We start from the raw sequence: 23,166 nt of genomic DNA on the forward strand, positions 1-23,166 counted from the left end.
GCTATTAAATTATTTAATAAAAAAGTAGTGGGCCTGGGGAAACGGGCTAATGCCTGAACAGCACCGGTAGCCGTGTAACCCCAATTGTTATAAATAGGATTGGTTTGCCCGGCACTTGCTACATAACCAGGATTTGATCTTACATCCTGGCCAGCTGCTAAAAAGCCTTCGGTAGTTGCGGCAGCTTTATTTATTTCTGCAATGATATAAGCACTGCGGCCGGCAACACGGTTTTGACGGGTAAGAATTCTTAATTTTAAAGAATTGGCAAACCGAACCCAGTTAGTAGTGTTTCCTTTAAAAACGATGTCGGCACCACCGTAAGAACCGGTAAATGCATTGGCTTTTAAATCAGTAATAGCACCATCAAGTAAAACAATCAGACTGTCGTAAATAACCTTTTGATCATCAAACTTGGGCGCAATGGATGTAGAACCTTTAAAAGCATCTGAATATGGTGCATTGCCATAAGCATCTGCTATCATTTGAAAAATATAAGCCTTCATTACTTTAGCCGGGCCTTTAAATGCTGGTATTCCACCGGCATCGGCATTGTTAATTACATACTGAAAATCTTCCAGTACATCATACCAGGTATCCCAAAAGTTGAAATTGGTATTATTAAAATTGTAAGAAAACCTGGTAGCATCATAAATGTAAGTTGATGATTGCGTCCAATGCCCACTCCAGTATTCACCGGTTTCATTAGGGCCTAAAATAGCTGCGGTACGATTTGCACCGGATGTAAATACAAAATCCGGCGTGGAGCTGGTAAGTGTGTTGGGATTGGTATTTACGTCAATGTATTTTTTGCTGCAACTCACCAGCAAAATACCCGTTGCTAAAATGACTGTTAATTTATTCAGTTTCATAATAATTTATTATTTAGAGATAATTATTTAAAATTCAGACCTAATGTAAAACCATACTGGCGTACAGGAGGTGTTTGCGCTGTTGTGCTTACACCTAATCCGTTACCATTGGTAAAGCTGAATTCAGGATCGGTAAATTGGTTTTTCTTATCAACAATGGTTAACAGGTTTCTGCCGTATAAACCAACGGTAACACCCGATAAAAATTTAGTTTTATTAATAAGAGAAGCAGGTAAATTATAAGAAAGATTTACATCTCTTAATTTAATGAACCAGGCGGGTACCACAAAATTTTCGGCAATTACCCTGTAATAAGTAACCCAGTATTCGTACTCTGCTTCGTTAACAGGCTTATCGTTGATAACAAATTTACCCGTACCGTCATTGTAAGATGAGTTAGGTACAATAAATGGGGCTCTTTCTTCAGTCCATTTGCCCGAACCGGTAAAGGTCATTTGTCTTCCTAAATCGCTGTACATAACATGACCACCACGGTATTCCATATTAGCAGTTAAGGTAAATTCTTTGTATTTGAATTTTGTACCAACACCCACCATGTGCGGCGGAGTAGTGCGGCCAAAGTTTTTTAGCGGTCCGTTGTTAAGCGGATAACCGGTTGCTTTATTTACAACAATACGGCCTAAAGAATCACGTACATAACCGATAGCTTTTAACACCGGGAAAGACTGGTCTTTTATAACATAAGCAGAAGCATAACTGAAACCTGCCTGTAAAAACTCATCAACCCCCTGGTATAATTTAATTGCTTTGTTGTTGTTATAGGCATAGCGGGCACTAATATCCCAGCTAAAATTGCGGCTCTTTACAATCTGCACTTTTAAGTCAGATTCAAAACCCCAGTTTTTGGTTTCACCTACATTGATACGTAATGTGCCAAAACCAGTTGTACGGGGGATAGTTACTGATACCACCTGACCTTCACTTTTTTGAGTGTAGTAAGTAACATCTAAATTAACCCTGTTTTTAAATAACTGAAATTCGCCACCAATTTCGGCAGTATATACAAATTCTGGTTTTAAGTTTGCATCAGGCAATAAATCACCAACAGTAATACCAACGGTATTGCCATAAGGGAACCCTGCTCCATTAGGAAAAACCGGATTTAAACTTTGTGGATCAATATTGTCGTTACCATTTTTATTATAACCAGCTCTTATTTTAGCATAGCCTAACACATTGCTTTTTAAAGAAGGGAAGATGTCGGTAATAATAGCAGCAACATCAACACCCGGATAAAAATAAGAATATAAGCTTGATGGCCTGTTAGCAGCATAAAACTTTGAAGTCGCATCGTATCTGCCAAAAGCATGCAAAAAAATCTTGTCTTTCCAGCCTACCAAAGCATCACCATAATATCCATACTTTCTAAATTGAGAATTACTTTCTCCACCACCTAAATTACCCAAACGGTTATTTACGTTGTAAACATCGGGTACTACAATAGAAGAAGAACTTACGCTTACAAATTTTGTTTTTCTGTCGTAAATACTAAAACCTGCAATGGCATTAACCTTAAAATCGTTAAAAGTCTTGTTGGCCTGCAATTGTAATTCGTTGTTGATAATATTTTCACTATTTATATTATCTGAAACTGCGCCTAAAAAATCAGTACCCGCCCTGGTAATACCCAAACCATCACCCTGGTCAATTCCTACCGGAACAAAGGCTTTATTTTTTGCCCAGTCGCTGTGAATGAATTTACCGGTGGTGCTTTTTTGTGTTCTTGAATTATTCAAAGCACTTAATTTGTCATACAAATTTAGCCACGAAGCAATTTTATATGTTGCATCTACCGTACCGGTAATATTGGCATCCTGATATTTAGTACGCTCATTATCCAGCCTGAAATAAGGGTTGGTAAAATAGTCGTTGTACCAGGCATTTGGGCTGGCAAATTTATTAGTGCGCCAGTCCCTGAAAGTAGATAAAGGGATATTGCCCGCCTGGTTAATTGATTCGTTATAAAAATCAAAAGTGGTACGGTCGTAATTAGCCTGAATGTAAGAGGCGTTAAAACCTGTTTTCAATCTTCCTGTTTCAGTTGTTGCTCCAAGTCTGATGCCATTTCTCAAACTTTTATCGCCGGGAACAATACCATGGGTTAAATTATTTTCAACCGATAAAAAGAAAGTGCTGGCATCGTTACCGCCACTAACACTTGCCTGGTTATTGATGGTATAACCAATATCCCATATTTTTTTTCTTTCATTTTTTAAATTAGAGTAAGGCAGAAAAAGTGTGCTGCCATCTTCTAAAGTACGGCCGGCTAATCTTGATGAACCATCAAAGGCATCACCAAATTGCTGGTTTTCGTAAGAGCGCCAGTTATCTTTCATCCTGTCTAAATAATTAGGTTTCCAGCCTGCAGTACCAAAACCTGCGGCATAATGAGAGCCACTGCCGTATTTTTCCTGGAATTCAGAAATGAAGTTTATTTTTTCTACGTTGGTAGAATGATTGAAACTTACTCTTGCTTTTCCCTTGGTTCCCTTTTTTGTAGTAATAATTAAGGCACCATTAACACCATCAGAACCATAAAGGGCTGCGGCTGCTCCACCTTTTAATACAGTTACATTATCTATATCATTTGGATTGATAAGGTTTAAAATTGTAGATGCACCACCGGGAGGCATGGGTAAACCGTCAATAACGATCAACGCATCGTTGTTACCTGATAAAGAACGGTAACCACGTAAAGTAATTTTAACAGCCGGATCAACCGAGTTGTTAACGTTATACACTGCTAAACCAGAAACTTTTCCGGCTAAGCTTTGCGCCAATTGCGGCGAACGGCCATTAGTCAATTCTTCGTTTGAAACCTTGGCTAAAGAATAACCTAATTCTTTTGGCCTCCTTCTTATACCAAGGGCTGTTACCACCACTTCGGAAAGAGCGCCATTGCTAACCAAAGTAACGGTGTAAGCTGATTCGGCGCCAACAGTAACTTCTTTAGGATCGTAGCCGGCTGCACTTAATGAAAGTACATCACCGCTTTTGGCATCAATGGCAAAGTTGCCATCTTTATCGCCATTAACTCCTTTGTTGGTTCCTTTAATAAGTACAGATACAAAGGGAACCCCAATGCCCTTATCATCTTTGACCATGCCGGTAACTTGCTTTGTTTGTGCAAGTGCCAGCGTTGTGCATAAAGTAAGCACAGTTAGCATTAACAAAAATTTTCTCATGTGTGTAAAGTGTTTTTAGTTTGAACTGATAAAGTTAGTCACATATTAAAAGAAGGAGTTAAAGTTCATAATATAAAGAGTTACATAATTCTTTATGTTTTTATGAAATTTTTCTCCTTTTTGTTTTGTGTGATAGTAAATATTATTTAACCAAATAAAAAAGGCAAAACTTTATTAAAAAAAGCTGCAAGGCAAAAGTTAAAATTTTTGAGAGGAGAGAAAAAATATTGCAGAGGAAAAATGTTTTGCAGATGCAAATTATTTTTATTTTTGCTGTTATTAAAAATGTATAAAAATGTTTTCGCATTTAAATGCAAGCATAAATTTTTTTTTGGGGATCAGGGTTTTACAAATCTCTTTTGCACAAAAAGTTCGGTAAAATATTGTAACGTTTTAGTATTTTGTACAGCAGCAAGTATAACTTCAGTATAATAATTTTTTCCGGCATTATCTTTTTGGGTGGGAATTACCCATACCGTATTTTTTAGCTGGCCCTTTTCAACTGTATTTGTTCCCAGGCTATTGATACATTTTTCAATTTCATTTTTTACTGCTTCAAAATGTTCAATTACCCTCACTTCGTCAATACAATTATGGTGTACATCCATGTAATTTATTGACAGATTGAGCGTTGGCTTTTCGCTAAAGCCAGGAAAATTATCTGCCAATTCAAATGAATAGGGGGCATTCAACACTTTAGCATCTACTGCAAGATCATTAAAACCATCTTTGGCATTAGCAATAATGCTATTAAAAAATTTGCAAAAATTATCTGGCAACAGCTTCTTTTCAACGGGTATTATTTTTTCGCTCTTAACAGGGCAGCCTTTATTTTTTTTATCACCAACAAGAGCAGGGCATACATCTTCATTATCCATTACACCATCGCCATCAGTATCGGTATTAATAAGAGGTTTGTCAGCTTCAGTAACCTCATCATCATTTTTTTTTCTTATAGCTGCTGATTTAATTATTATATAAAAATCTGTATTAAATACACAATTTGCAATTCCATTTTTATTTTCTGCAGCACCTGCAAGAACAACACTCCACTCTCCCCAATCCTCCTCTAAAGTTTTAATATTGTAAAAATCGGCGATCTTGTATAAATTAAAATCAGAAAAGTTTTCTTCCCTATTATTTTTTAAAAGAGCCTTTATACAATCTGGATAATTATTTTGAACACCATATTTTTTTACCAGTTCAAATTTTGTTTTGCCCATTTGTTTTATTAAAGAAGCTGTGGCTGCCTCATTAAAATACTTATCATCTATTGCTACAACCCTTTCGGATGAAGTAATAATTTCAATTTTTGCTTCTTCACTTTTATTATTTACAGGCCCTATTACCGGCGTTTGGGCAAAAATTGTTGCACAACAAAACATGCAGAGCAGCAGGTTAAAATTTTTTATCATTATTTATTGTTTAATAATCATGCCATTTTTTTCGTTATGCCCCCCTTTTACAACTCTATAGTAATATACCCCTTTTACAAACGATAAGATATTAATTGAATTGCTGCCGCTTTGCAAATTTTGCATACTCATTAATTTTCCATCGCTGCTAAATAATTGAAACTCCATTTTATCAGTTGTATTATTTTGTACTGTAAAAGCATAGGAGGTAATTGTCGGATAAATATTTATCTTTTCGTCCTTATTGCTGATCCATACCAGGTTACTGTACGTAATTTTTCCATTAATGTCTGATACTTTTAAACGGTAATAAATTTTACCTGCCATTGCTGCATCACTATAAAAACCAGTTGCAGTGTATTGGGTTTGATAAAACTTTGTAAAGTTGACAGCATCAGCAGATTTTTCTAATTCAATTGTTACTGCATCTGTTGCATCAATTGTCCATTGCAATTTATTGCCGGTTGAATTTTTTGTAACTGAAAGTTTTGCAGAACGAACCGGTAATGCAGCATTGTTATTAAATATACCAAACGGAGAAAAGCTGGTTATATTATTTCCTGAATAATTGTAAGGGTCGCTTCCTGTAGCTGCACCTGCAGTACCCAAATTCCAAATGCCTCCTGTAAAATGACCCAATTGAGAAATACTTCTGTTGAATGAAGGAAGCTCCTGTGCTGCATTCCATTGCAAGCCTATGGCTCCATCGCTGCCACCAGCAACGGCTTCTGTAATAAACCAGGTAGCATTTACTGCCCCCGAAACATAAGCAGAAGATTGCGGCGTTTCGCCACTATAATTAAAATTAACACCGTTAATAACTCTTGCACCAAATACATCTGCGGTGCCAGTGTTGCTAAGGGTAACAGGATTAAAATTTGTTGCAGTACCTATTGGAAATATTTCTGTACCTGTTCTTGCAGCGGCGCCAATATTTTCTATAAACATTTTGCCACTGCCATTGGTAACTATGAAGTTTGCTGCACTTGCTGTTGCAGTAGATGTGTTGCCGGTTAAAGTAAAATTATTATTATTTAAAATAAGTTTACCGCTATTGCTTAAATTAATATTGTTTGCAACGCTGATGTTGCCTGTAATTAAATTACTGTTGCTTTGTAAAGATAATCTTCCCGCTGTAAAACCATTATTTATTTGTACACTGTCTCCTTTATTATTTTTTAAGGCAAGCACACCGGTACCGGTAAAATTATTATTACTGCCGGGTGCAAATCTGGTATTTATAATCAAGCTATCTGTTAGATTAGTAAAATTTATTACAGCATTGTTTTGCATAATTAGCGTGCCGGCGTAAGCAGTAGTACCATTTATATTTAAAGCATTGGGTGTGCCGGTATTTATAAAAACAGAATCGGTAATGCCCGGCGGCAGCATACTGTTCCAGTTGGCACTGTCTTTCCATTTACCACCAGCCACGCCACCATTAAAAGTAAAATCACCATTGTACTGGTATAAATTTTTTGATGCTGCATAATCAGAAAAAAAATGCAGTTTGTTGTTGGTTACAAAAAAACCATAAGGATAGCAACCTAAATCCGCAGGCTGAACTTCTAGTGCAATATTAGTATTGGCAGCAGTACCATCGCTGCGCCATGGCTCAGGATTATTTATTGATGCCCTGCGGGAATGAAACCATGCAGCCGATTTATAAATTTTTAAATACAGCGCATTGCTTAATGTTGTTGTGGCTAAAGATGTACCTGCAACAGTACCATCGCTTTTATATAATTTTTCATTTCCTTCCAGCCACCATAAGCCTGTGTTATCAATATCTGAATAACCACCTCCACTAAAATTTGAGCCTAAACCTGTTGTGGATGTTAATTGAATGGTGCCGGTAATGGTGCCATCTGTTCTCCATAAATTATTATTACCACTTGTTTTATTGGCAATAAAAAAACAATACTTATCATTAAACCTTAAATGCAAATTTTGTAACGAGCTGGTAGTGGAATTTGCTGTACCGGCATTAATGTCTGCAAGCATATATGTGCCTGTAACAGTTCCATCACTTACCCATGGCTCTGCACCGTTAACGACATCATAACCGTAAAAAATAAGTTTGTTATTGATTTTACCAACAGGTGCCTGCCAAAAAGTTAATCCAGGTATAACAATTTCTTCAGTGCCTGCTGCAGTGCCATCTGTTTTCCATAAAGTATAATTTAAGCCACTGGCTGCAGCCCTGAATAAAGTAGTAGTACCAATTTTGCAGAAGCCTCCCACATTACTATTACCGGTGCCAGGTTTAATATCTTTTATCAGTAAAGTGCCTGCGGTAGTTCCATCGGTACGCCACAGTTCGTTACCATTTACAGCATCGTAACCACCGAAGTACATTACATCGCCATCAACCGAAAAATTCCTGTCGAGGTTGGCATCGCTTGTCCAGGTTTCGTATTGAGAGGAGCTGAAGGGATTGTAAGTCGGCATTGCTTTTACCAATACTGTGCCTGCAACAGTTCCATCACTCTTCCATATTTCTACATTGTTTACCAGCGAAGGAAATGTGCCTGTTGTTTTTTCGGTGATGATGTAAATAAAATTTTGTGCTGGTATGGTAAACTGAAAAAGATCGGCATTTAAATCTTTTAAATAAATCGTACCAGCAGCAGTACCGTCGGTTACACAAAGTTTACAGTTGGTGCCTGTACCCTGGTAAAAAAATTTTCCATTCCATTCATTATTTTGCCAAATTTCCTGATCTTTATTTTTAGGCTCTAAAACAGTAGCGCCAACAGGTTTAACTATTAAAGGATTTTGGGCAGCACATTTTTTTGAGGTAAAAAAAGCGACCACAATAAAGGCGAATATAAAAGTAATTTTTTTTGACATGGAGGAGATTTTTAATTAATTATTGACTCTTCGCTTAATTTTAAAAAGCTATTTCTGCAACTCCCAGATGGGCCCATACTCACCATTTTGTTTTTCTTTAGCCAGCAAATCTTTCAGCCCTGCTCTCAGCATCTGCATCAGATCATCCTGCCTTACTATATCGCCCAGTATTTTTTGCGTATCCATACCCTTTTTTAGTTTATAACCCTGGCCTGTAATTTTTGCTGTAAAAAATTTGGTGAGTAACACACCAGTCTCCCCGCCGTTTTTATCGCCAAGCATTTCTACAGTTAAAATGGGTTTCATTTGCGGCACGTTATCCCAGCTTAGCTGTAAATTAAGCGTTACTTTTAATAATGCATTGGCACCGGTTGCAGCAAACAAAGCTGGCTCGCCATTATAAGTTGCGGCCAAAGGAACCGTAGTTGGCAATGGGTGTAAACCTTTGTACGACTTTGAAAAATTTTCTTTTGTATTTGCATCGTTGTAGCTATAACGATCTAAAGATTGGTAATCCTTTGTACCAGTTACCGCTTCAGGCGCAATAAATGCAGCACCCAACTCTTCCTGAAAAACTTTTGTAAGCTGCGGATACATTTTTTCTAAAATGTCATTTAAAGTTGCATCAGGTATTTGCGGAAAGATTAATTCCTTTTCGGTACGGGTTTGCATTAATTTGTCTTCTTTTTCGTTGTAGTAGTATGTGGTGCCAGTGATTGCGAAAGTAGTTACCGCTATTTTTTTAGCCTGCTCAGTTGGCCTGGCAAAAAAGGCGTTTTGTTTTACAAATTCGTAATTTATTTTACCCAGTGGCAATTTTTCTTCGGCCCTGACAGTAAAACCAAAATAAGTGGAAGCGTCGTTTGTTACTTTAACAGGTATTGCAAAACTATTGCCTGCTAAATATTTTATGGGTGTTTTGTATTTGCCGCCTTCGTCGTTTGCCTCTTTTAATTCAACATCATCAATTACCAGGTAGCAGTTTTTAAAACTCATACCTTTATTGGTTGTGTTTATATGCTCTAAAATATAACCGGGTATGGTTATGGATGCTGCCGGTTTAAATGATCCAATATCATATAAACCCCGCAGGCCAAGGATTGTAGCCGATACCCTAATTTTAACCATAGCACCGGGCTTTGTAGAAAAATTCTCTAACTGAATAGTAAAATCTTTATTCATATCCAGTTCAAAATTTTCTTTTGAATTGTTAAAAGAAACAACTTTTATTTTATTTTTATTGGGGATTAAAACAAATTTTGCTTTTCCGTTTTTGGTTTCAAGCTCCAGCGTTTTATTGTTATTGCTGCCCTCAAAAATTTTACTGTAGGCACCTGCTGCCAGGTAATCTGCCGGGATGCCATCAACTTTTACGCTGCCATCTAACTTGTAAAAAAACAGTTTATCAGCAGGCATAAGCATTACGGTAACCAGGTCGCTGTTTTTTTTCCAGCCGGGTATAAAATCAATTTCCATGGTACCTACTTCTTTACCATATAGATTACTGCTGAAATATACCAGGGGCTCAAAGGAACTAAAGTTATCTGTTGATTTGGTACCAATAACTCCACCGGCACCTTTGGCAATTTTACCCACCACTTTCTGAAAAAAATTACCACCCTTTTTTTCTTTCTTCTCTTCCTTTTCCTCTTTTGCAGGAGCGGCCACACTGTCTGGTGTTTGGTTTGTGTCTGTTTTTTTCTTTTTAAATATGCCTAGTTGTGCGTTTGTACTGTGTATAATCAGCGTAGAACTGATAAGGAGCAGTAGCATTTTATTTGTCATAATCTTTTTATTTAAGACTGCAACATAGTAAACCTGCAAAACCTGCATATACCGTTGATACGGTACATGCGGAAATGTATCAAATAACGGAAAGAATGGTGTGGTGAAATTTAACCGATTATCTTGTGTTCGTAAGCCCATTTTAACAAGCTCAACAAATTATTAGTACCTGTTTTTTTAAGTATGTTTTTACGGTGAGTTTCTACCGTACGTATAGAAATATTGAGCTGGTCGGCAATTTGTTTATTGGATAAATCTTTTTCCATTAAAACAATAATTTCTTTTTCACGTTGGGTAAGGTGTACCTCCTGCAGATTTTTTCGCAATTGAGATTGTTTCTCCAGTTCATCCAGAATTTTTTGTTGAAAATAAATGCCCCCGCTGTAAACTTTTTCAATGGCCGTCAACAATTCATCTTTACCGGTTTGTTTAAGCAGGTAACCCGATATATCGGAATCGTTTATCATTTCCTCTACCACTTCGCCAACGCTGCTCATGCTTAAGGCAATAATTTTTATATGCGGAAAAAGCCTTCTTACTTCTTTAGCTAGTTGCTGGCCGCTTATATCGTCCATTACAATATCGCTCAGTAAAATATCAACACCATTATGTTTCAACAATTCCAGCATTTTTGTACCGGAGTTTGACGTAACAACAATATCTATATTTTTTTCGGTACTTAGCAACGCTTTTAAACCATCAATTACAATCTGATGATCATCAACCAGGGCTAACCTTATTTTTTTTACATTGCTCATAATTTTCAGGCGGGTATATGTATGGCTACAAGCGTGCCTTTACCTGGTGCGCTGCTCCAATTAACTGTTCCGTTTAAAAAATCAATCCTGCTTTTAATATTTTGTAATCCAATGCCATCTTTCTGCACAGCTTCTTCCAGTACAAACCCTTTACCATTATCTTCTATCATCAAATCAATTCCAGTATCATCCTGGTTTATGCTGATGTCTAAACTGGTAGCTGCAGCATGTTTTATAACATTATTTACGCTTTCCTGAATCACCCTGTATAGCACCGTTTCTACATGCGTAGGCAAGGCTTTGTTTAAATCTTCTGTTTGTAAATTTATTTTTGTTGACTTTGTGTTTATCTGGTTTATAAATTCTCTTACTGCATTTACCAATCCTTTTTTTAATAAGGCATTAGGCATCATATTGTGGCTTACGGCTCTTACTTCTTTACAACTCTCATCAACCAGGTGAATTGTTTTGGCTAAAAGCTGCGATGTTTCTTCGTTGGTTGTTATATGTTGCACATCAATGGCCTGCAGGTTAAGCCACGCCGCAGTCATTAACTGGCCTACACCATCATGCAGATCGCTGGCAATTCTTTTACGTTCTTTTTCTTCGGCAGTTAAAATATCTATGGTAGCTTTTTGTTGCTGTTCATTTAATTTTTGCTGCAGTTCATTTTTCTTTTTTAAACGAAAGCGGTTAAAAAATGCCCAGGCAACAAAGCCTGCCAGCAAAATAAAAGCTGCTGTTGCAGCAATGATATAATTCCGTTTTTCAATGCTGAATTTTTGTTCTTCAATTTGTTTTTCTTTTTTTAGGGTTTCGTATTTGGTTTGCATTTCGGCAATTTGCTGCTGCACCGTAAGGTCTATCATCGAATCTTTTGCAGCCATGGCTTTATCTTTTGCTATAAGGGCAGAGTCAAGCTGATCAACCTCTTTATAGGTTTTACTTAAATTGGCATACACTTCATTAAGTACATAATTATCTTTTATTTGTTTGGCAAGTGTTACTGCTTTTAACTCGTAATCCTTGGCAGCAGAAATTTTTTTTTGTTTTGCTGCCATTACCCCCAGGTTGGTATATACTTTAGATAACCCCTCTTTATTTTTTATTGCTTTATATAAAACCTCTGCTTCATTAAAATATTTATATGCGTTGGTGTAATTGTTTAAATCATACGAATTTTCGCCCAGGTTAATAAGCGTATTTGCCATACCTAATGTATCACCACTTTCTTTTTTAATTTTGTAAGAAGCGGTTAAATAAGGAATTGCCTGGTTTGGTTTTTTTAATTTAGTGTAAGTAGAGCCAAGCAAATTATAACCGGTGGCAATACCCGGGGCATAATTATTTTCTTTAAAAATGGTTAATGCTTCCTGTTGATATTTTATAGATAAATCATACTGCTTTAAATAATTAAACGAAGCGGCAATATTACCCAGAGCATTTGCTTTGCCAGTACCGGTAAGTTGCGGCAAAAGTTCCAACGTGGTAATTATACATTTTTGATATTCGCCTTTTCTAAAAAGTAAAAGCCCCAGATTTCCTTTTATTTTATTTTCCAGTGCTGTTTGATTGTTATCAATGGCAAGTTTAAGTCCGGTTGTTAAAAAATCACTTGCCTCGTTATAGCTTTCCGATTCCATTTTAAACAACGCCAGTAAATTATGTACATCAATATAACAAACCAGGCAGGCAGGGTTATTTTTTTCAGATTCGTAAACTTTATAAGCAAGCGCTTCGCCGGTTTTATTATTTACCCTGAAATTTTTTTTGGCATCTGCAAGCAATGCCTGAATTTTTGTTTTTAAAGAATCATTGTTGAGATCATTTTGAGCGGTTACCCCAAAGCCTGTAAAAAGAAACAAAATAATCAACCAATACCTGATCAATACCATAACTGCATTTTAAGGTTAATCAAATATAACAACTAATCAATGGTGGTGCTAAAATTATTGGTTAACTTATTGCTGCTTAATAACAGGCTAACTGTTATAGCAACCTGAAAAAAAATCTGTACTTTTAAAATAAAATTATGTCCGAAGCATACGTAAAAAGCCATATTGAGCATGGCATCAATACTATTGAGTTCTTTCATCCGCAAAGCAACAGTTTGCCAGGTAAAATTTTAGAAGAGCTGGCCCGTGAAATACATTTTGCCGGAACACATGATGATACGAAAGTGATTATTTTAAAAAGTGCCGGCGATAAAACATTTTGCAGCGGCGCAAGCTTTGATGAATTGATGGGGATAAAAAATGAAAGCGAAGGAGTAAAGTTTTTCAATGGTTTTGCCAATGTGATCAATGCCATGCGTAAATGCCCTAAGTTTATAATTGGCCGTATACAGGGGCGCTGTGTGGGTGGCGGTGTAGGCCTGGCAGCTGCGGTAGATTATGCCATTGCTACTGATAAAGCCGAAGTAAAATTAAGTGAGCTGGCAGTAGGCATTGGCCCGTTTGTAGTAGGCCCGGCAGTGGAAAGAAAAATTGGAACAGCAGCTTTTACCACATTATCGATTGATGCAACTATGTGGCGCAACAGCGACTGGGCCAAACGAAAAGGACTGTTTGCCGAAGTGCATGAGAGCATTGAAAATATGGATGAAGCAATTTACCGGTTGTCGAATAATTTAGCACATTCTAACCCAAAAGCCATGGCCGAAATGAAAAAAGTATTTTGGAAAGGCACTGAACACTGGGATGAATTATTAAAAGAAAGAGCGGCTATCAGTGGCCGTTTGGTGTTGAGTGAGTTTACAAAAAAGGCCATTGAAAAATTTAAATCAAAAGTTTAAAATGAAAAAACTAATTGCTTTCAGCTGCCTTTTAATCACATTTTTATTATCTTCCTGCGCAGGTGTAAAAAAATTATTTACTGCACAGGATGCAGAAATGGCTATAAGGGAAATGCTCTCTATCGGCACTACTACCGGGGGAAATGTGTTAGGTAAAAAGGGGATGATCTCCAAAGAAACATTGATGAGTGCAATATTTCCTGAAGAATTAAAACCGGTGTTAAGCACACTGGAAACTTTAGGATTAAGTAAAGAAGTGAACCGCTTTACTGCCACATTGGGCACAGCGGCCGAAGCAACTGCAGAAAAATCTGTTCCGGTTTTTTTATTGGGCATTAAAAAGATGAATATAAAAGATGCACTAAATATTGTAAAAAATGGCGGCACTTCAGCTACAGATTATTTGCGTAAAACCATTGGCGACAGTTTACGTAAAGCAATAACACCAGCGATGAACAATGCACTGGAGGAATATAAACTGGCCAGTGAATGGAAAAAGATTACAGCACCGGCACAACTTTTTGCAGGGGATAAATTAAATCTCGACCTTGGAAATTTAATGAGCGGCCTGTTAGCTAACTTAATGTTTAATAAAATTGCCGAAAAGGAAATTGAAATACGTACAAAAGCCGAAGCCAGAACCAGTAGTTTATTACAAAAAGTTTTTTCGGCACAAATGAGCAAACTATAAATTATAGTATTCAAAAACGCCATTTCTTAAATTATACTTGCAACCAATCCATATATTTAGGGTATTTAAATTTGTAAAGATTTTGTTGTTATTTATTTAACAGGATTATTAAAAAGCAATGGCAGCATACTGAACAGCGTTATAATAATTATATTAATGTAACCCGTTGGCGGAATTAATTAGCCAGTGCATGCTTAACTCTGCTTACAGGTTTGTTGTAAATAAATTTGTTTAAGAACTGCAAAATAGTAAATCCAGTAACCTTTGCTAATATTCTGGACTTTAAGCCAGCAAAGGATTTGGCGTAATTACGCTGTATCATAAACTGGTCACACAGTTGAGAAAAAACCGTTTCAATCCTCTTTCTCACTTTTTTCAAAATCCACATCTTTGGCTTTTGTTCTTTTTGATTACTTCTTAACGGCACCTCCAACTCAATACCCGCCGTTTCAAACAGGTTGATTTGATGTTGCCTGCTAATGTATCCTTTATCGCCTGTTATTATACAATTGCTAAACAATTGTTTTACATCTTTCAAATAATGAACATCATGTATACTTGCCTTTGTTAAATCTAAGGATTCTATAACTCCTGATGCAGAACAAACACTATGCAATTTGTATCCATAGAAATATTTTTTCTGTGAAGCACAGTACCCTTTATCCGGACAATGATGAACTGATTCTTTACCCATTTTATTTCTGTGCTCTCTTGATATTTTACAAATTTCAATGGGCATCGAATCTATTGCAAAAACATCTGCTTGCCTGTTAAGCCTTGCTGAAAGCAGCTTTCGAACCTGTTCGGTTTTTTCGAATAATAACTTTCTTCGGTCATTGTATTGTCTTCTGCTAATTATATTTTTAAACTCATGCTGATATTCAGCTGCAATTTTTGAAAACAAATAATTCTCACTGTCAATACTCAAACACTCCGCAGTAAGACTCAACGCAATTACTTCTATATCAGAAAATTTTGGCACTACCCCACGCCTTATATAGTTCCCTTTTTCATTTATCTCCTGGTTCAAAATATCTTTTACTACCTCAATTATTTTATCGAAATTCGTTTTGATGTTGTGCATGTTGAATGAGTGGGTTTAGTCACTTTCTTAGACAACTGCATAACATCTTTTAACGCTTCTCTATTAAATTTAATTCCGCCAACAGGTTAATGTAATTTTTTTTAAATGGGGGAGCCAATCATTTGGTGAACAAACAGTAAAATGCTAATTTGCACCACACTTAATGAAGAAAAACAACAAACCATATACAATTTTTCAAAAGGCGTCATCAATCTTTTTGATGCTTATGCTGCTATGGTTAACTGTAAGCACTCCATTTATAATGAGTACACAGGAGAATTTAGCTAAACAACAAAAGACACTAATGGCGGAGCTTCCTGTGGGTGATAATGGTGATGACTGTTCGGATAATGCCAGTAACAATATTGAGGAAAAGGTACCTAACAGCAGCAGTAGCCTTTCCGAAGAATTTCTGCACAACCAACATACAGAAGATTACAGCGATACTAAAACTTCGCAGAATCATATTTTACAAAACTCCGGTACCTATATTGCTTTTCATGGCGAACTTCATGCGCCCCCACCCAATCTGGGTTAACTTATTTTCCAGCCATTCTTTTAGCTTGTCATTAATCCATATGCGGTATGCATTGAATTATGAGGTAAAAATTTACCTAGTTTGAAGAGCTAAAAAATAACACTTAATTTTTTTTAAATCTTTTCAACAGCTTTTGCTATTGGAACAACAATGTAATACTAAATAACTGTTAATTATGAACTTGAATTTTAAAAACCTGAAGGCAGATTTACCGGCAGGGTTAGTGGTTTTTTTGGTAGCCTTGCCATTGTGTTTAGGTATTGCTATTGCAAGCGGTGTGCAAGCCAATCCCTTTAGTGGCTTAATTGCCGGCATTGTTGGTGGCCTGGTTGTAGCCGTATTAAGTAATTCGCCTTTAAGTGTTAGTGGGCCCGCCGCAGGGTTAGCCACATTGGTTTCTGGTGCAATTTTGGCACTTGGCGGTATTGAAGAATTTGATATGTTTTTATGCGCCGTGGTTTTAGCCGGTTTAATTCAAATTGGTTTAGGGGCATTAAAATTAGGCGGTATTGCCAACTATATTCCCAGCAGTGTAATAAAGGGTATGCTTACCAGCATTGGTATATTAATTATTGCAAAACAATTGCCCCATGCTTTTGGAAAAGATAAAGATGATAAAGGCGTAATTACTGAGCTTTTTCCTTATGGTAATGAAGACTGGCATGAGCTATTAATTCCTTTACAAAGTATTGAGGTAGGTGTAACAATTATAACTATTGTATCTATTTTGTTGATGCTTTTTTGGGATAAGTCGCCGCTTAAAAAGAAAATTCCATTTTTACCGGGAGCATTAGTAGCAGTAATAGCAGCAATTGTTATCAATCAAATTTGGTTAAGCATGGGTTCTAAATTGCAAATTATTGAGCAATCGCATTTGGTAAATTTACCTGTTGCAAAAAACCCGGGAGAATTTTTTAGTTTTTTTACCCTGCCCGATTTTAGTGGCTTTACCAATGGCACTGTTATTATGTATGGGTTTATTATTGCCATTATTGCAAGTTTAGAAACACTGTTAAGTATAGAAGCAGTAGATAATTTAGATACAGAAAGAAGGGTAACCAATACCAACCGGGAATTATTTGCACAAGGTGTAGGCAATACCGTATCTGGCTTAATTGGGGGCTTGCCCATTACCAGTGTAATAGTACGCAGCAGTGCCAACGTTAATGCAGGTGCTAAAACAAAATTGTCTGCTATTTTTCACTCGGCTTTATTATTGGTAAGTGCTATTGCTATTCCTTTTTTATTAAATAAAATTCCATTAGGCGCATTGGCAGCTGTTCTTTTACTTACCGGCTGGAAACTGGCAAAGCCTGCAGTGTTTATACAAATGTTTAAAAACGGTAAATACCAGTTCATTCCTTTTATTGTAACTGTAGTGGTAATTATAGCGATAGATTTAATAAATGTACTGCCGGCTTTAAATGGCAAAGGTTTAATACTGGGTGTTTTTGCAGGTATAGTAGCTGCAGCCGGTGCAATTTTACACGGCAATTTAAAAAACAGTTACTTTTTTAATAAACAAAAACATACCGAAGGCGATACTATTACCATAAAGTTATCCGAAGAAGTTAGCTTTTTAAACAAAGCGTCTATAAGGCAAACGCTCGACCATATGCCTCCCAACTCATCAGTAATTATTGATGCATCAAATACTCATTACATTGATTTTGATGTATTAGAATTAATAAAAGAATTCAGAGATATTAAAGTACCATTAAAAAATATTCAATTACAATTAAAAGGCTTTAAAGAAGTGTATAAAATTGACAATAGTCATACCGTTTCATCCAGCCATTAAAAAATTATGAAAATGAACAAATCATATCAAAAATTAATTACCGGAAACAAGATTTATGCTGAAACAAAAAAATTTCAGGACCCTGAATATTTTGAAAATTTATCTAAGGGACAAAAGCCAGAATATTTATGGATAGGCTGTAGTGATAGCCGGGTGCCTGCTAACGAAATTACCAGTACACACAGCGGCGAAATATTTGTTCACCGCAATATTGCCAACCTGGTGGTGCATACCGATACCAACCTGCTGAGCGTACTGGAATATGCAGTAAAGTATTTGGAAGTAAAACACATTATTGTTTGCGGCCATTATGGTTGCGGCGGTGTAAAAGCTGCTATGACAAACACCTATCATGGTTTTGTAGATAACTGGCTAAGAAATATAAAAGATGTGTATTTTAAAAACCAGGAAGAGCTGAAAGCTATAAATAATGAAGATGATAAAGCAAACAGGCTTTCGGAACTTAATGTAATTGAGCAGGTACGTAATTTGGCTAAAACAACTATTGTGCAGGAAGCCTGGAGCCACAGGGAATTACATTTGCATGGCTGGGTGTATGGTTTAAAAGATGGTTTGGTAAAAGACCTGAGTGTGATACATGACGGACAGGAAGATATTGATGATATTTACCGTATTGCTATCAATGGAATAAGAAACCCGGTACAGGCAAAAAAAGTACCTGTTGTAAAATTGCCATTAAAGAAAATAGCCACAAAAATAAAAGCCCAATCGGTAAAAAGCAAACGTTGAGTTTTCTATAATTAAAAACTATGCAGCAAAATAAAAGTATTCATTTTGATGAAACGCATGTATTGCATGAGTTAAAACATTTTTTGCCAGCACAGCAGGCATTAAAAGATTTTATTCATCATAACTCTTTACATGCTTTTCAGCACATGAAATTTTATGATGCCATCTTTAAAGCCTCTAAAATTTTTGGCTTCCAGACTAGTCTTGAGTTGGCAGATTACCGGCTGATGCACAAAAATGGCCGCATAAAAACTGCCATGCTGAAAAAAATAATTATAGAAAAAAAGGGGGTAGATAATTTAAGTCTGTGGGAGAAAAATTTGTTTTATAAAAGTTATGATACCATAAACTACCCCCGTATAGGCCAGTTAAGAAAATACTGGAAAGACGTGTATCATGTAGACCTGGATAATAAAGTGCATCCATTGTTATTTAGAATTCTGTGTGCATTTTTAGACCAGGGTATTGCGGTAGAAAGTTTTCCTGTAGTTAGTAAACCCTTTTTGCAAAGTATTAAAGAAATGGAACAAAACAGTTTTGTAAGTTTCTTTAAAACAAAAGCGGTTAAACAACAATTTTTATCGGGCAATTATTCTATACCGGAATTGTTAAAAACAATTGTTGGCAAAGAAGAGTATTTTGAACAGTATTTATTCGACCAGCAATTTACCCATCATGGGTGGAGCGGTTTTGTAAGTGCAGTAGAAGATAATCCGCAAACATTACTGGATAGAAAACAGATAACACTAAAAGAATTACTCGAGTTTGAATTACTGCTGGAACTGGATGCATTAAACCATACACTGGGAAATAAATGGCAGCCCCTAACCAACAGTGTTACCACACCGCCGCTTAATTTATTTGCTGATGTTGATAAAACCGAATTTGCAGAAGTAATAGAACTTTGGCAGGATGCTTTTGAATGGAGTTACTATGATTCGGTTTTAAAGGGGATATTATTGGCAGCCCCCCCACCCCCCGAAGGGGGGATTTTAGACCCTGCTGTTTTGAACGACTCTTTAAAATTGGAGTCTTCGCCAGTTCCCCCTTCAGGGGGCGGAGGGGGTCTTCAGGCCATTTTCTGCATTGATGAAAGAGAAGATTCCATACGCCGGCACATTGAAGCCGTAGATAAAAAAGTGGAAACATTTGGTGCCCCCGGCTTTTTTGGTGTAGAGTTTTATTTTCAGCAGGAAGGCAGCAAGTTTTATGATAAACTTTGCCCGGCTCCTGTTACACCTAAATATCTTATTAAAGAATACAATGCTAAAACGATAAGAAAAAATGAACTCATCTATACCAAATTAACTCATGGTATTTTATCAGGATTTATATTAAGTATCAGTTTTGGTTTTTGGGCGCTGGCTAAAAAAGTACAGTTATTATTCAGTCCAAAAATGAGCCCGGCAATATCCAATGCTTATGGCCACATGGATAAATTATCTGCACTAACCATAGAAAATAAAAATATAACTGATACAGAAAACGGGTTACAGATTGGATATACACTGGATGAAATGGTAACAAGAGGAGAAGGTTTTTTACGTGGTATTGGTTTAATTAAAAATTTTGCACCCATAGTTTATTTTGTGGCACATGGCAGCAGCAGTGCCAACAACCCACATCATGGTGCACACGATTGTGGCGCCTGCAGCGGTAGGCCTGGCGCAACCAATGCAAGGGTGCAGTCTTTTATTTTAAATAATAAAAAAGTTAGAGAAGTGCTGGCCACCAGGGGAATTGTAATTCCGGATACCACACAGTTTATTGGAAGCATGCATGATACTGCTGCAGATGTTTGGGGTTATTATGATGAAGAAATATTAAGTGCGGAAAATGCAAAACAACATCTCATCAACATCCAAAATTTTGAAACAGCGCTTAACTTAAATGCAAAAGAACGCAGCAGAAGGTTTGCATCAATCAATACCAAACAGGAGTTAGAGCAGGTACGCAAAGCCATTCACAGCCGTTCGGTTTCGTTGTTTGAGCCAAGGCCTGAGTTGGGGCATGGCACCAACACCTTAGCCATTATTGGCCGCAGGCAAACCAGCAAAGGATTATTTTTAGACAGAAGGGCTTTTTTAAACAGTTACGATTACACCACCGACCCTGATGGAGCAATTTTAACTGCGGTTATGCGGCCCATTGGTTTAGTTTGTGGTGGTATTAATTTGGAATATTATTTTAGCAGGGTTGATAATATTAAAATGGGTGCCGGTACTAAACTGCCACATAATGTTATGGGTTTGTTTGGCGTAGCCAACAGCAGCGATGGCGATTTGCGGCCCGGCCTGCCCTGGCAAATGATTGAAGTGCACGACCCTGTCAGGTTATTGGTGATTGTAGAACACCAGCCCGATATTGTTTTAAAAGCAATTCAATCGAGCCCCGAAGTTTTTGAATGGTATAAAAATGAGTGGGTGCATATTGTGGCATTACATCCGGCAGAACAACAATTTTATTATTTTAAAAACGGCGTGTTTGTAAAATACGAGCCCATTACCAATGCCACTGAAATAAAAACTATTCACAACATGGAGCAGTTTATTGAAGGGGCAAAAGAAATGGAAACCAATCATATTGTACATGCCACCGAAGAAAATTTGCCTGTATATTTATTGAATTAAAGCCCCCATCCCCTAAGGGGTAAGAAGATTAATTGCAGGTTAATAATATTCCTTGGCAGTTTATCATTATTGACATTTAAAAAATAGAATTATAAATGGATCAACTATTAATACTATTTATCGCCGTACCAATGCTGGCTTTTTTGGCTACACTTTTATGGCAAAATAAAAGTGAAAAAGCTATAGGTGCAATAGTACGGTTTGCAAAGCTGTTCAATATTTTTATTGCAGTAATATTTGCTGGCTGGTGGATGCTGAACGGGTTTAAGCCTGTTGATTATAAATTAGCAACTATTTACCAAACAGCGCATTTTGTTTTTGCCATACATTTATTTTACGATGAGGTAACGGTGGTGTTTAGTATTGTGGGTGCTGTATTATTTTTTCTGGTAGCAACTTTCAGTAAATATTATATGCACCGGGATGAGGGCTTTAAACGGTTTTTTAACACCATACTTTTATTTGGAGCAGCATATAATTTTATAATACTGGCAGGTAATTTTGAAACACTTTTTATTGGCTGGGAAATAAAAGGCATTTGTTCATTTATATTAATTGCCTTTTACCGTAACCGTTATTTACCTGTAAAAAATGCTTTTAAGGCAGTATCCAACTATCGCCTCAGCGATGTTGCACTAATGCTTGCTATGTGGATGATGCACCACCTTACACACCAAAATATAACTTTTGCTCAGTTGGGCGAAGCAAAAGAAATGGCTATAGCAACAGGGCAGGCAGGCATGGCCATATTTATTGTTTGCATGATTATTTTACCTGCCACTATAAAATCTGCACAGTTTCCTTTTACCTCCTGGTTGCCACGGGCAATGGAAGGGCCAACAGCTTCTTCGGCCATTTTTTATGGATCGCTAAGTGTGCATATTGGTGTTTTTTTATTGCTGCGTACGCATCCTTTTTGGGAAGATATGTGGTGGGCAAAAATTACCATTATTGTTATTGGTGCATTAACAGCCCTCGTTGGCACCATGATTGCAAGGGTACAGCCAACGGTTAAAACACAAATTGCCTATTCATCTGCTGCACAAATTGGTTTGATGTTTATTGAAGTAGCATTGGGCTTTCACTGGTTGGTATTGCTGCATTTTACCGGTAATGCTTTTTTAAGAACGTATCAGTTACTGGTTTCTCCCTCGGTATTAAACTATTTGGTACACCACCAAATTTTTCATTATGTTTTGCCAACGCAAAAAACAATATCAAAGCTTAAAGCCTCCTTTTATATGCTCAGCATTAAAGAGTGGAATTTGGATACTATAATGTTTACCTATGTGTGGAGCCCTTTTAAATGGTTGGGAAAACAATTTCAGTTTTTACAATCTACAATCATCAGCGGTATTCTTTTTATAACAGCAGGGGCACTTTTAATTGTGGGTTATACCAACCAGCATATGCTTCCCTCTTTAAATGGTGCGTTGCCAATAATATTAATGAGTGTGGCGCTGGCTGTAATACTTTTTGCTTTTACTTACCGTCAATCTGCTTTAAAAGCATGGGTATATTTATTAACGGCACATTTTTTTATAATAGCTGCGGTATTGGTTAATGCTACCCATATCAGTTTGATTGAAATTATTTTTTATGTAAGCGGTATATTACTTGCTTTTGTGTTAGGCTATTATTGTTTGCAAAAGATAAAAAAAATTGATAATGATATTTCGCTCAATCAATTTCATGGCTATGTGTACGAACAAAATACAACAGGGTTTTTATTTTTAATAGCTGCTATGGGCATACTGGGTTTTCCTATAACGGCTGCATTTATTGGTATTGATGTGTTGTTTACTTATGTGCACAGTAATCAAATGACACTAATTATTTTGATGGCCTTATGTTTTATATTTATTGAACTTTCGGCATTTAGAATTTTGCTGCGTATATTTTTAGGGCCGCATAAAAAATTGTATCATCCTGTTGCATTCAGATCTTCATAAAAAAATAACCATAAAGCAGGCACACAATTTGGGAGAC

At 36.7% G+C, this 23,166-nt stretch carries 15 protein-coding genes; 7 read left to right on the forward strand and 8 right to left on the reverse strand.

Going from position 1 to position 23,166, the window contains the following annotated elements; translation table 11 throughout:
* From ACY65O_RS02185 to ACY65O_RS02215, 7 genes are all read right to left on the reverse strand, one after another.
* Positions 1-872: SusD/RagB family nutrient-binding outer membrane lipoprotein (locus ACY65O_RS02185; RefSeq protein ID WP_462219214.1), on the reverse strand; the 872-nt coding region annotated here is incomplete at its 3' end.
* A 23-nt stretch (positions 873-895) separates the two neighbouring features.
* Positions 896-4,078, reverse strand: coding sequence for a SusC/RagA family TonB-linked outer membrane protein (locus ACY65O_RS02190; protein WP_462219215.1), 3,183 nt, complete (start codon positions 4,076-4,078; stop codon positions 896-898).
* 338 nt (positions 4,079-4,416) lie between these two features.
* Complete coding sequence (locus tag ACY65O_RS02195; RefSeq protein ID WP_462219216.1) at positions 4,417-5,493, reverse strand: hypothetical protein; 1,077 nt, start codon at positions 5,491-5,493, stop codon at positions 4,417-4,419.
* 3 nt (positions 5,494-5,496) lie between these two features.
* Positions 5,497-8,346 (reverse strand): T9SS type A sorting domain-containing protein, encoded by a 2,850-nt coding sequence (locus tag ACY65O_RS02200; protein ID WP_462219217.1) that lies wholly within the window; start codon positions 8,344-8,346, stop codon positions 5,497-5,499.
* A gap of 48 nt (positions 8,347-8,394) precedes the next feature.
* Entirely contained in the window at positions 8,395-10,131 is a 1,737-nt protein-coding gene (locus tag ACY65O_RS02205) for a hypothetical protein (RefSeq protein ID WP_462219218.1), read from the reverse strand.
* 110 nt (positions 10,132-10,241) lie between these two features.
* The gene (locus tag ACY65O_RS02210) at positions 10,242-10,889 is read right to left on the reverse strand and encodes a response regulator (protein WP_462219219.1); all 648 of its coding nucleotides are present in this window, start codon (positions 10,887-10,889) and stop codon (positions 10,242-10,244) included.
* Between the two features lie 5 nt (positions 10,890-10,894).
* On the reverse strand, positions 10,895-12,784 hold the full coding sequence (locus ACY65O_RS02215) for a tetratricopeptide repeat-containing sensor histidine kinase (RefSeq protein ID WP_462219220.1): 1,890 nt from the start codon (positions 12,782-12,784) through the stop codon (positions 10,895-10,897).
* A gap of 137 nt (positions 12,785-12,921) precedes the next feature.
* Between ACY65O_RS02215 and ACY65O_RS02220 the strand changes: the two genes are divergently transcribed.
* Positions 12,922-13,683, forward strand: coding sequence for an enoyl-CoA hydratase/isomerase family protein (locus tag ACY65O_RS02220; RefSeq protein WP_462219221.1), 762 nt, complete (start codon positions 12,922-12,924; stop codon positions 13,681-13,683).
* 1 nt (position 13,684) lies between these two features.
* On the forward strand, positions 13,685-14,374 hold the full coding sequence (locus tag ACY65O_RS02225; RefSeq protein ID WP_462219222.1) for a DUF4197 domain-containing protein: 690 nt from the start codon (positions 13,685-13,687) through the stop codon (positions 14,372-14,374).
* Positions 14,375-14,549: 175 nt separating this feature from the next.
* Here ACY65O_RS02225 and ACY65O_RS02230 read toward each other — a convergent pair whose 3' ends face one another.
* Complete coding sequence (locus tag ACY65O_RS02230) at positions 14,550-15,458, reverse strand: IS982 family transposase (protein ID WP_462219223.1); 909 nt, start codon at positions 15,456-15,458, stop codon at positions 14,550-14,552.
* Positions 15,459-15,684: 226 nt separating this feature from the next.
* Between ACY65O_RS02230 and ACY65O_RS02235 the strand changes: the two genes are divergently transcribed.
* From ACY65O_RS02235 to ACY65O_RS02255, 5 genes are all read left to right on the forward strand, one after another.
* Complete coding sequence (locus ACY65O_RS02235) at positions 15,685-15,996, forward strand: hypothetical protein (protein WP_462219224.1); 312 nt, start codon at positions 15,685-15,687, stop codon at positions 15,994-15,996.
* Positions 15,997-16,171: 175 nt separating this feature from the next.
* Positions 16,172-17,797 carry a SulP family inorganic anion transporter gene (locus ACY65O_RS02240; protein ID WP_462219225.1) on the forward strand — a complete coding sequence of 542 codons (1,626 nt, stop codon included), beginning with the start codon at positions 16,172-16,174 and terminating at the stop codon, positions 17,795-17,797.
* A gap of 12 nt (positions 17,798-17,809) precedes the next feature.
* Positions 17,810-18,547, forward strand: coding sequence for a carbonate dehydratase (can, locus tag ACY65O_RS02245; RefSeq protein ID WP_462219226.1), 738 nt, complete (start codon positions 17,810-17,812; stop codon positions 18,545-18,547).
* Between the two features lie 20 nt (positions 18,548-18,567).
* On the forward strand, positions 18,568-21,177 hold the full coding sequence (locus ACY65O_RS02250) for a YbcC family protein (protein ID WP_462219227.1): 2,610 nt from the start codon (positions 18,568-18,570) through the stop codon (positions 21,175-21,177).
* 95 nt (positions 21,178-21,272) lie between these two features.
* On the forward strand, positions 21,273-23,129 hold the full coding sequence (locus ACY65O_RS02255) for a proton-conducting transporter transmembrane domain-containing protein (protein ID WP_462219228.1): 1,857 nt from the start codon (positions 21,273-21,275) through the stop codon (positions 23,127-23,129).
* The last annotated feature ends 37 nt before the right edge of the window (positions 23,130-23,166 follow it).

The organism is Ferruginibacter sp. (assembly GCF_031430955.1).
Classification (GTDB): domain Bacteria; phylum Bacteroidota; class Bacteroidia; order Chitinophagales; family Chitinophagaceae; genus Ferruginibacter.

What these genes read in the sequence shown, in the direction of transcription:
- ACY65O_RS02215 (WP_462219220.1), bottom strand. Translation starts at nt 12,784, where the DNA reads ATGGTATTGATCAGGTATTGGTTGATTATTTTGTTTCTTTTTACAGGC.
- ACY65O_RS02230 (WP_462219223.1), bottom strand. Translation starts at nt 15,458, where the DNA reads ATGCACAACATCAAAACGAATTTCGATAAAATAATTGAGGTAGTAAAA.
- ACY65O_RS02200 (WP_462219217.1), bottom strand. Translation starts at nt 8,346, where the DNA reads ATGTCAAAAAAAATTACTTTTATATTCGCCTTTATTGTGGTCGCTTTT.
- ACY65O_RS02190 (WP_462219215.1), bottom strand. Translation starts at nt 4,078, where the DNA reads ATGAGAAAATTTTTGTTAATGCTAACTGTGCTTACTTTATGCACAACG.
- ACY65O_RS02225 (WP_462219222.1), top strand. Translation starts at nt 13,685, where the DNA reads ATGAAAAAACTAATTGCTTTCAGCTGCCTTTTAATCACATTTTTATTA.
- ACY65O_RS02195 (WP_462219216.1), bottom strand. Translation starts at nt 5,493, where the DNA reads ATGATAAAAAATTTTAACCTGCTGCTCTGCATGTTTTGTTGTGCAACA.
- ACY65O_RS02220 (WP_462219221.1), top strand. Translation starts at nt 12,922, where the DNA reads ATGTCCGAAGCATACGTAAAAAGCCATATTGAGCATGGCATCAATACT.
- ACY65O_RS02235 (WP_462219224.1), top strand. Translation starts at nt 15,685, where the DNA reads ATGCTGCTATGGTTAACTGTAAGCACTCCATTTATAATGAGTACACAG.
- ACY65O_RS02250 (WP_462219227.1), top strand. Translation starts at nt 18,568, where the DNA reads ATGCAGCAAAATAAAAGTATTCATTTTGATGAAACGCATGTATTGCAT.
- ACY65O_RS02205 (WP_462219218.1), bottom strand. Translation starts at nt 10,131, where the DNA reads ATGACAAATAAAATGCTACTGCTCCTTATCAGTTCTACGCTGATTATA.
- can (WP_462219226.1), top strand. Translation starts at nt 17,810, where the DNA reads ATGAACAAATCATATCAAAAATTAATTACCGGAAACAAGATTTATGCT.
- ACY65O_RS02240 (WP_462219225.1), top strand. Translation starts at nt 16,172, where the DNA reads ATGAACTTGAATTTTAAAAACCTGAAGGCAGATTTACCGGCAGGGTTA.
- ACY65O_RS02255 (WP_462219228.1), top strand. Translation starts at nt 21,273, where the DNA reads ATGGATCAACTATTAATACTATTTATCGCCGTACCAATGCTGGCTTTT.
- ACY65O_RS02210 (WP_462219219.1), bottom strand. Translation starts at nt 10,889, where the DNA reads ATGAGCAATGTAAAAAAAATAAGGTTAGCCCTGGTTGATGATCATCAG.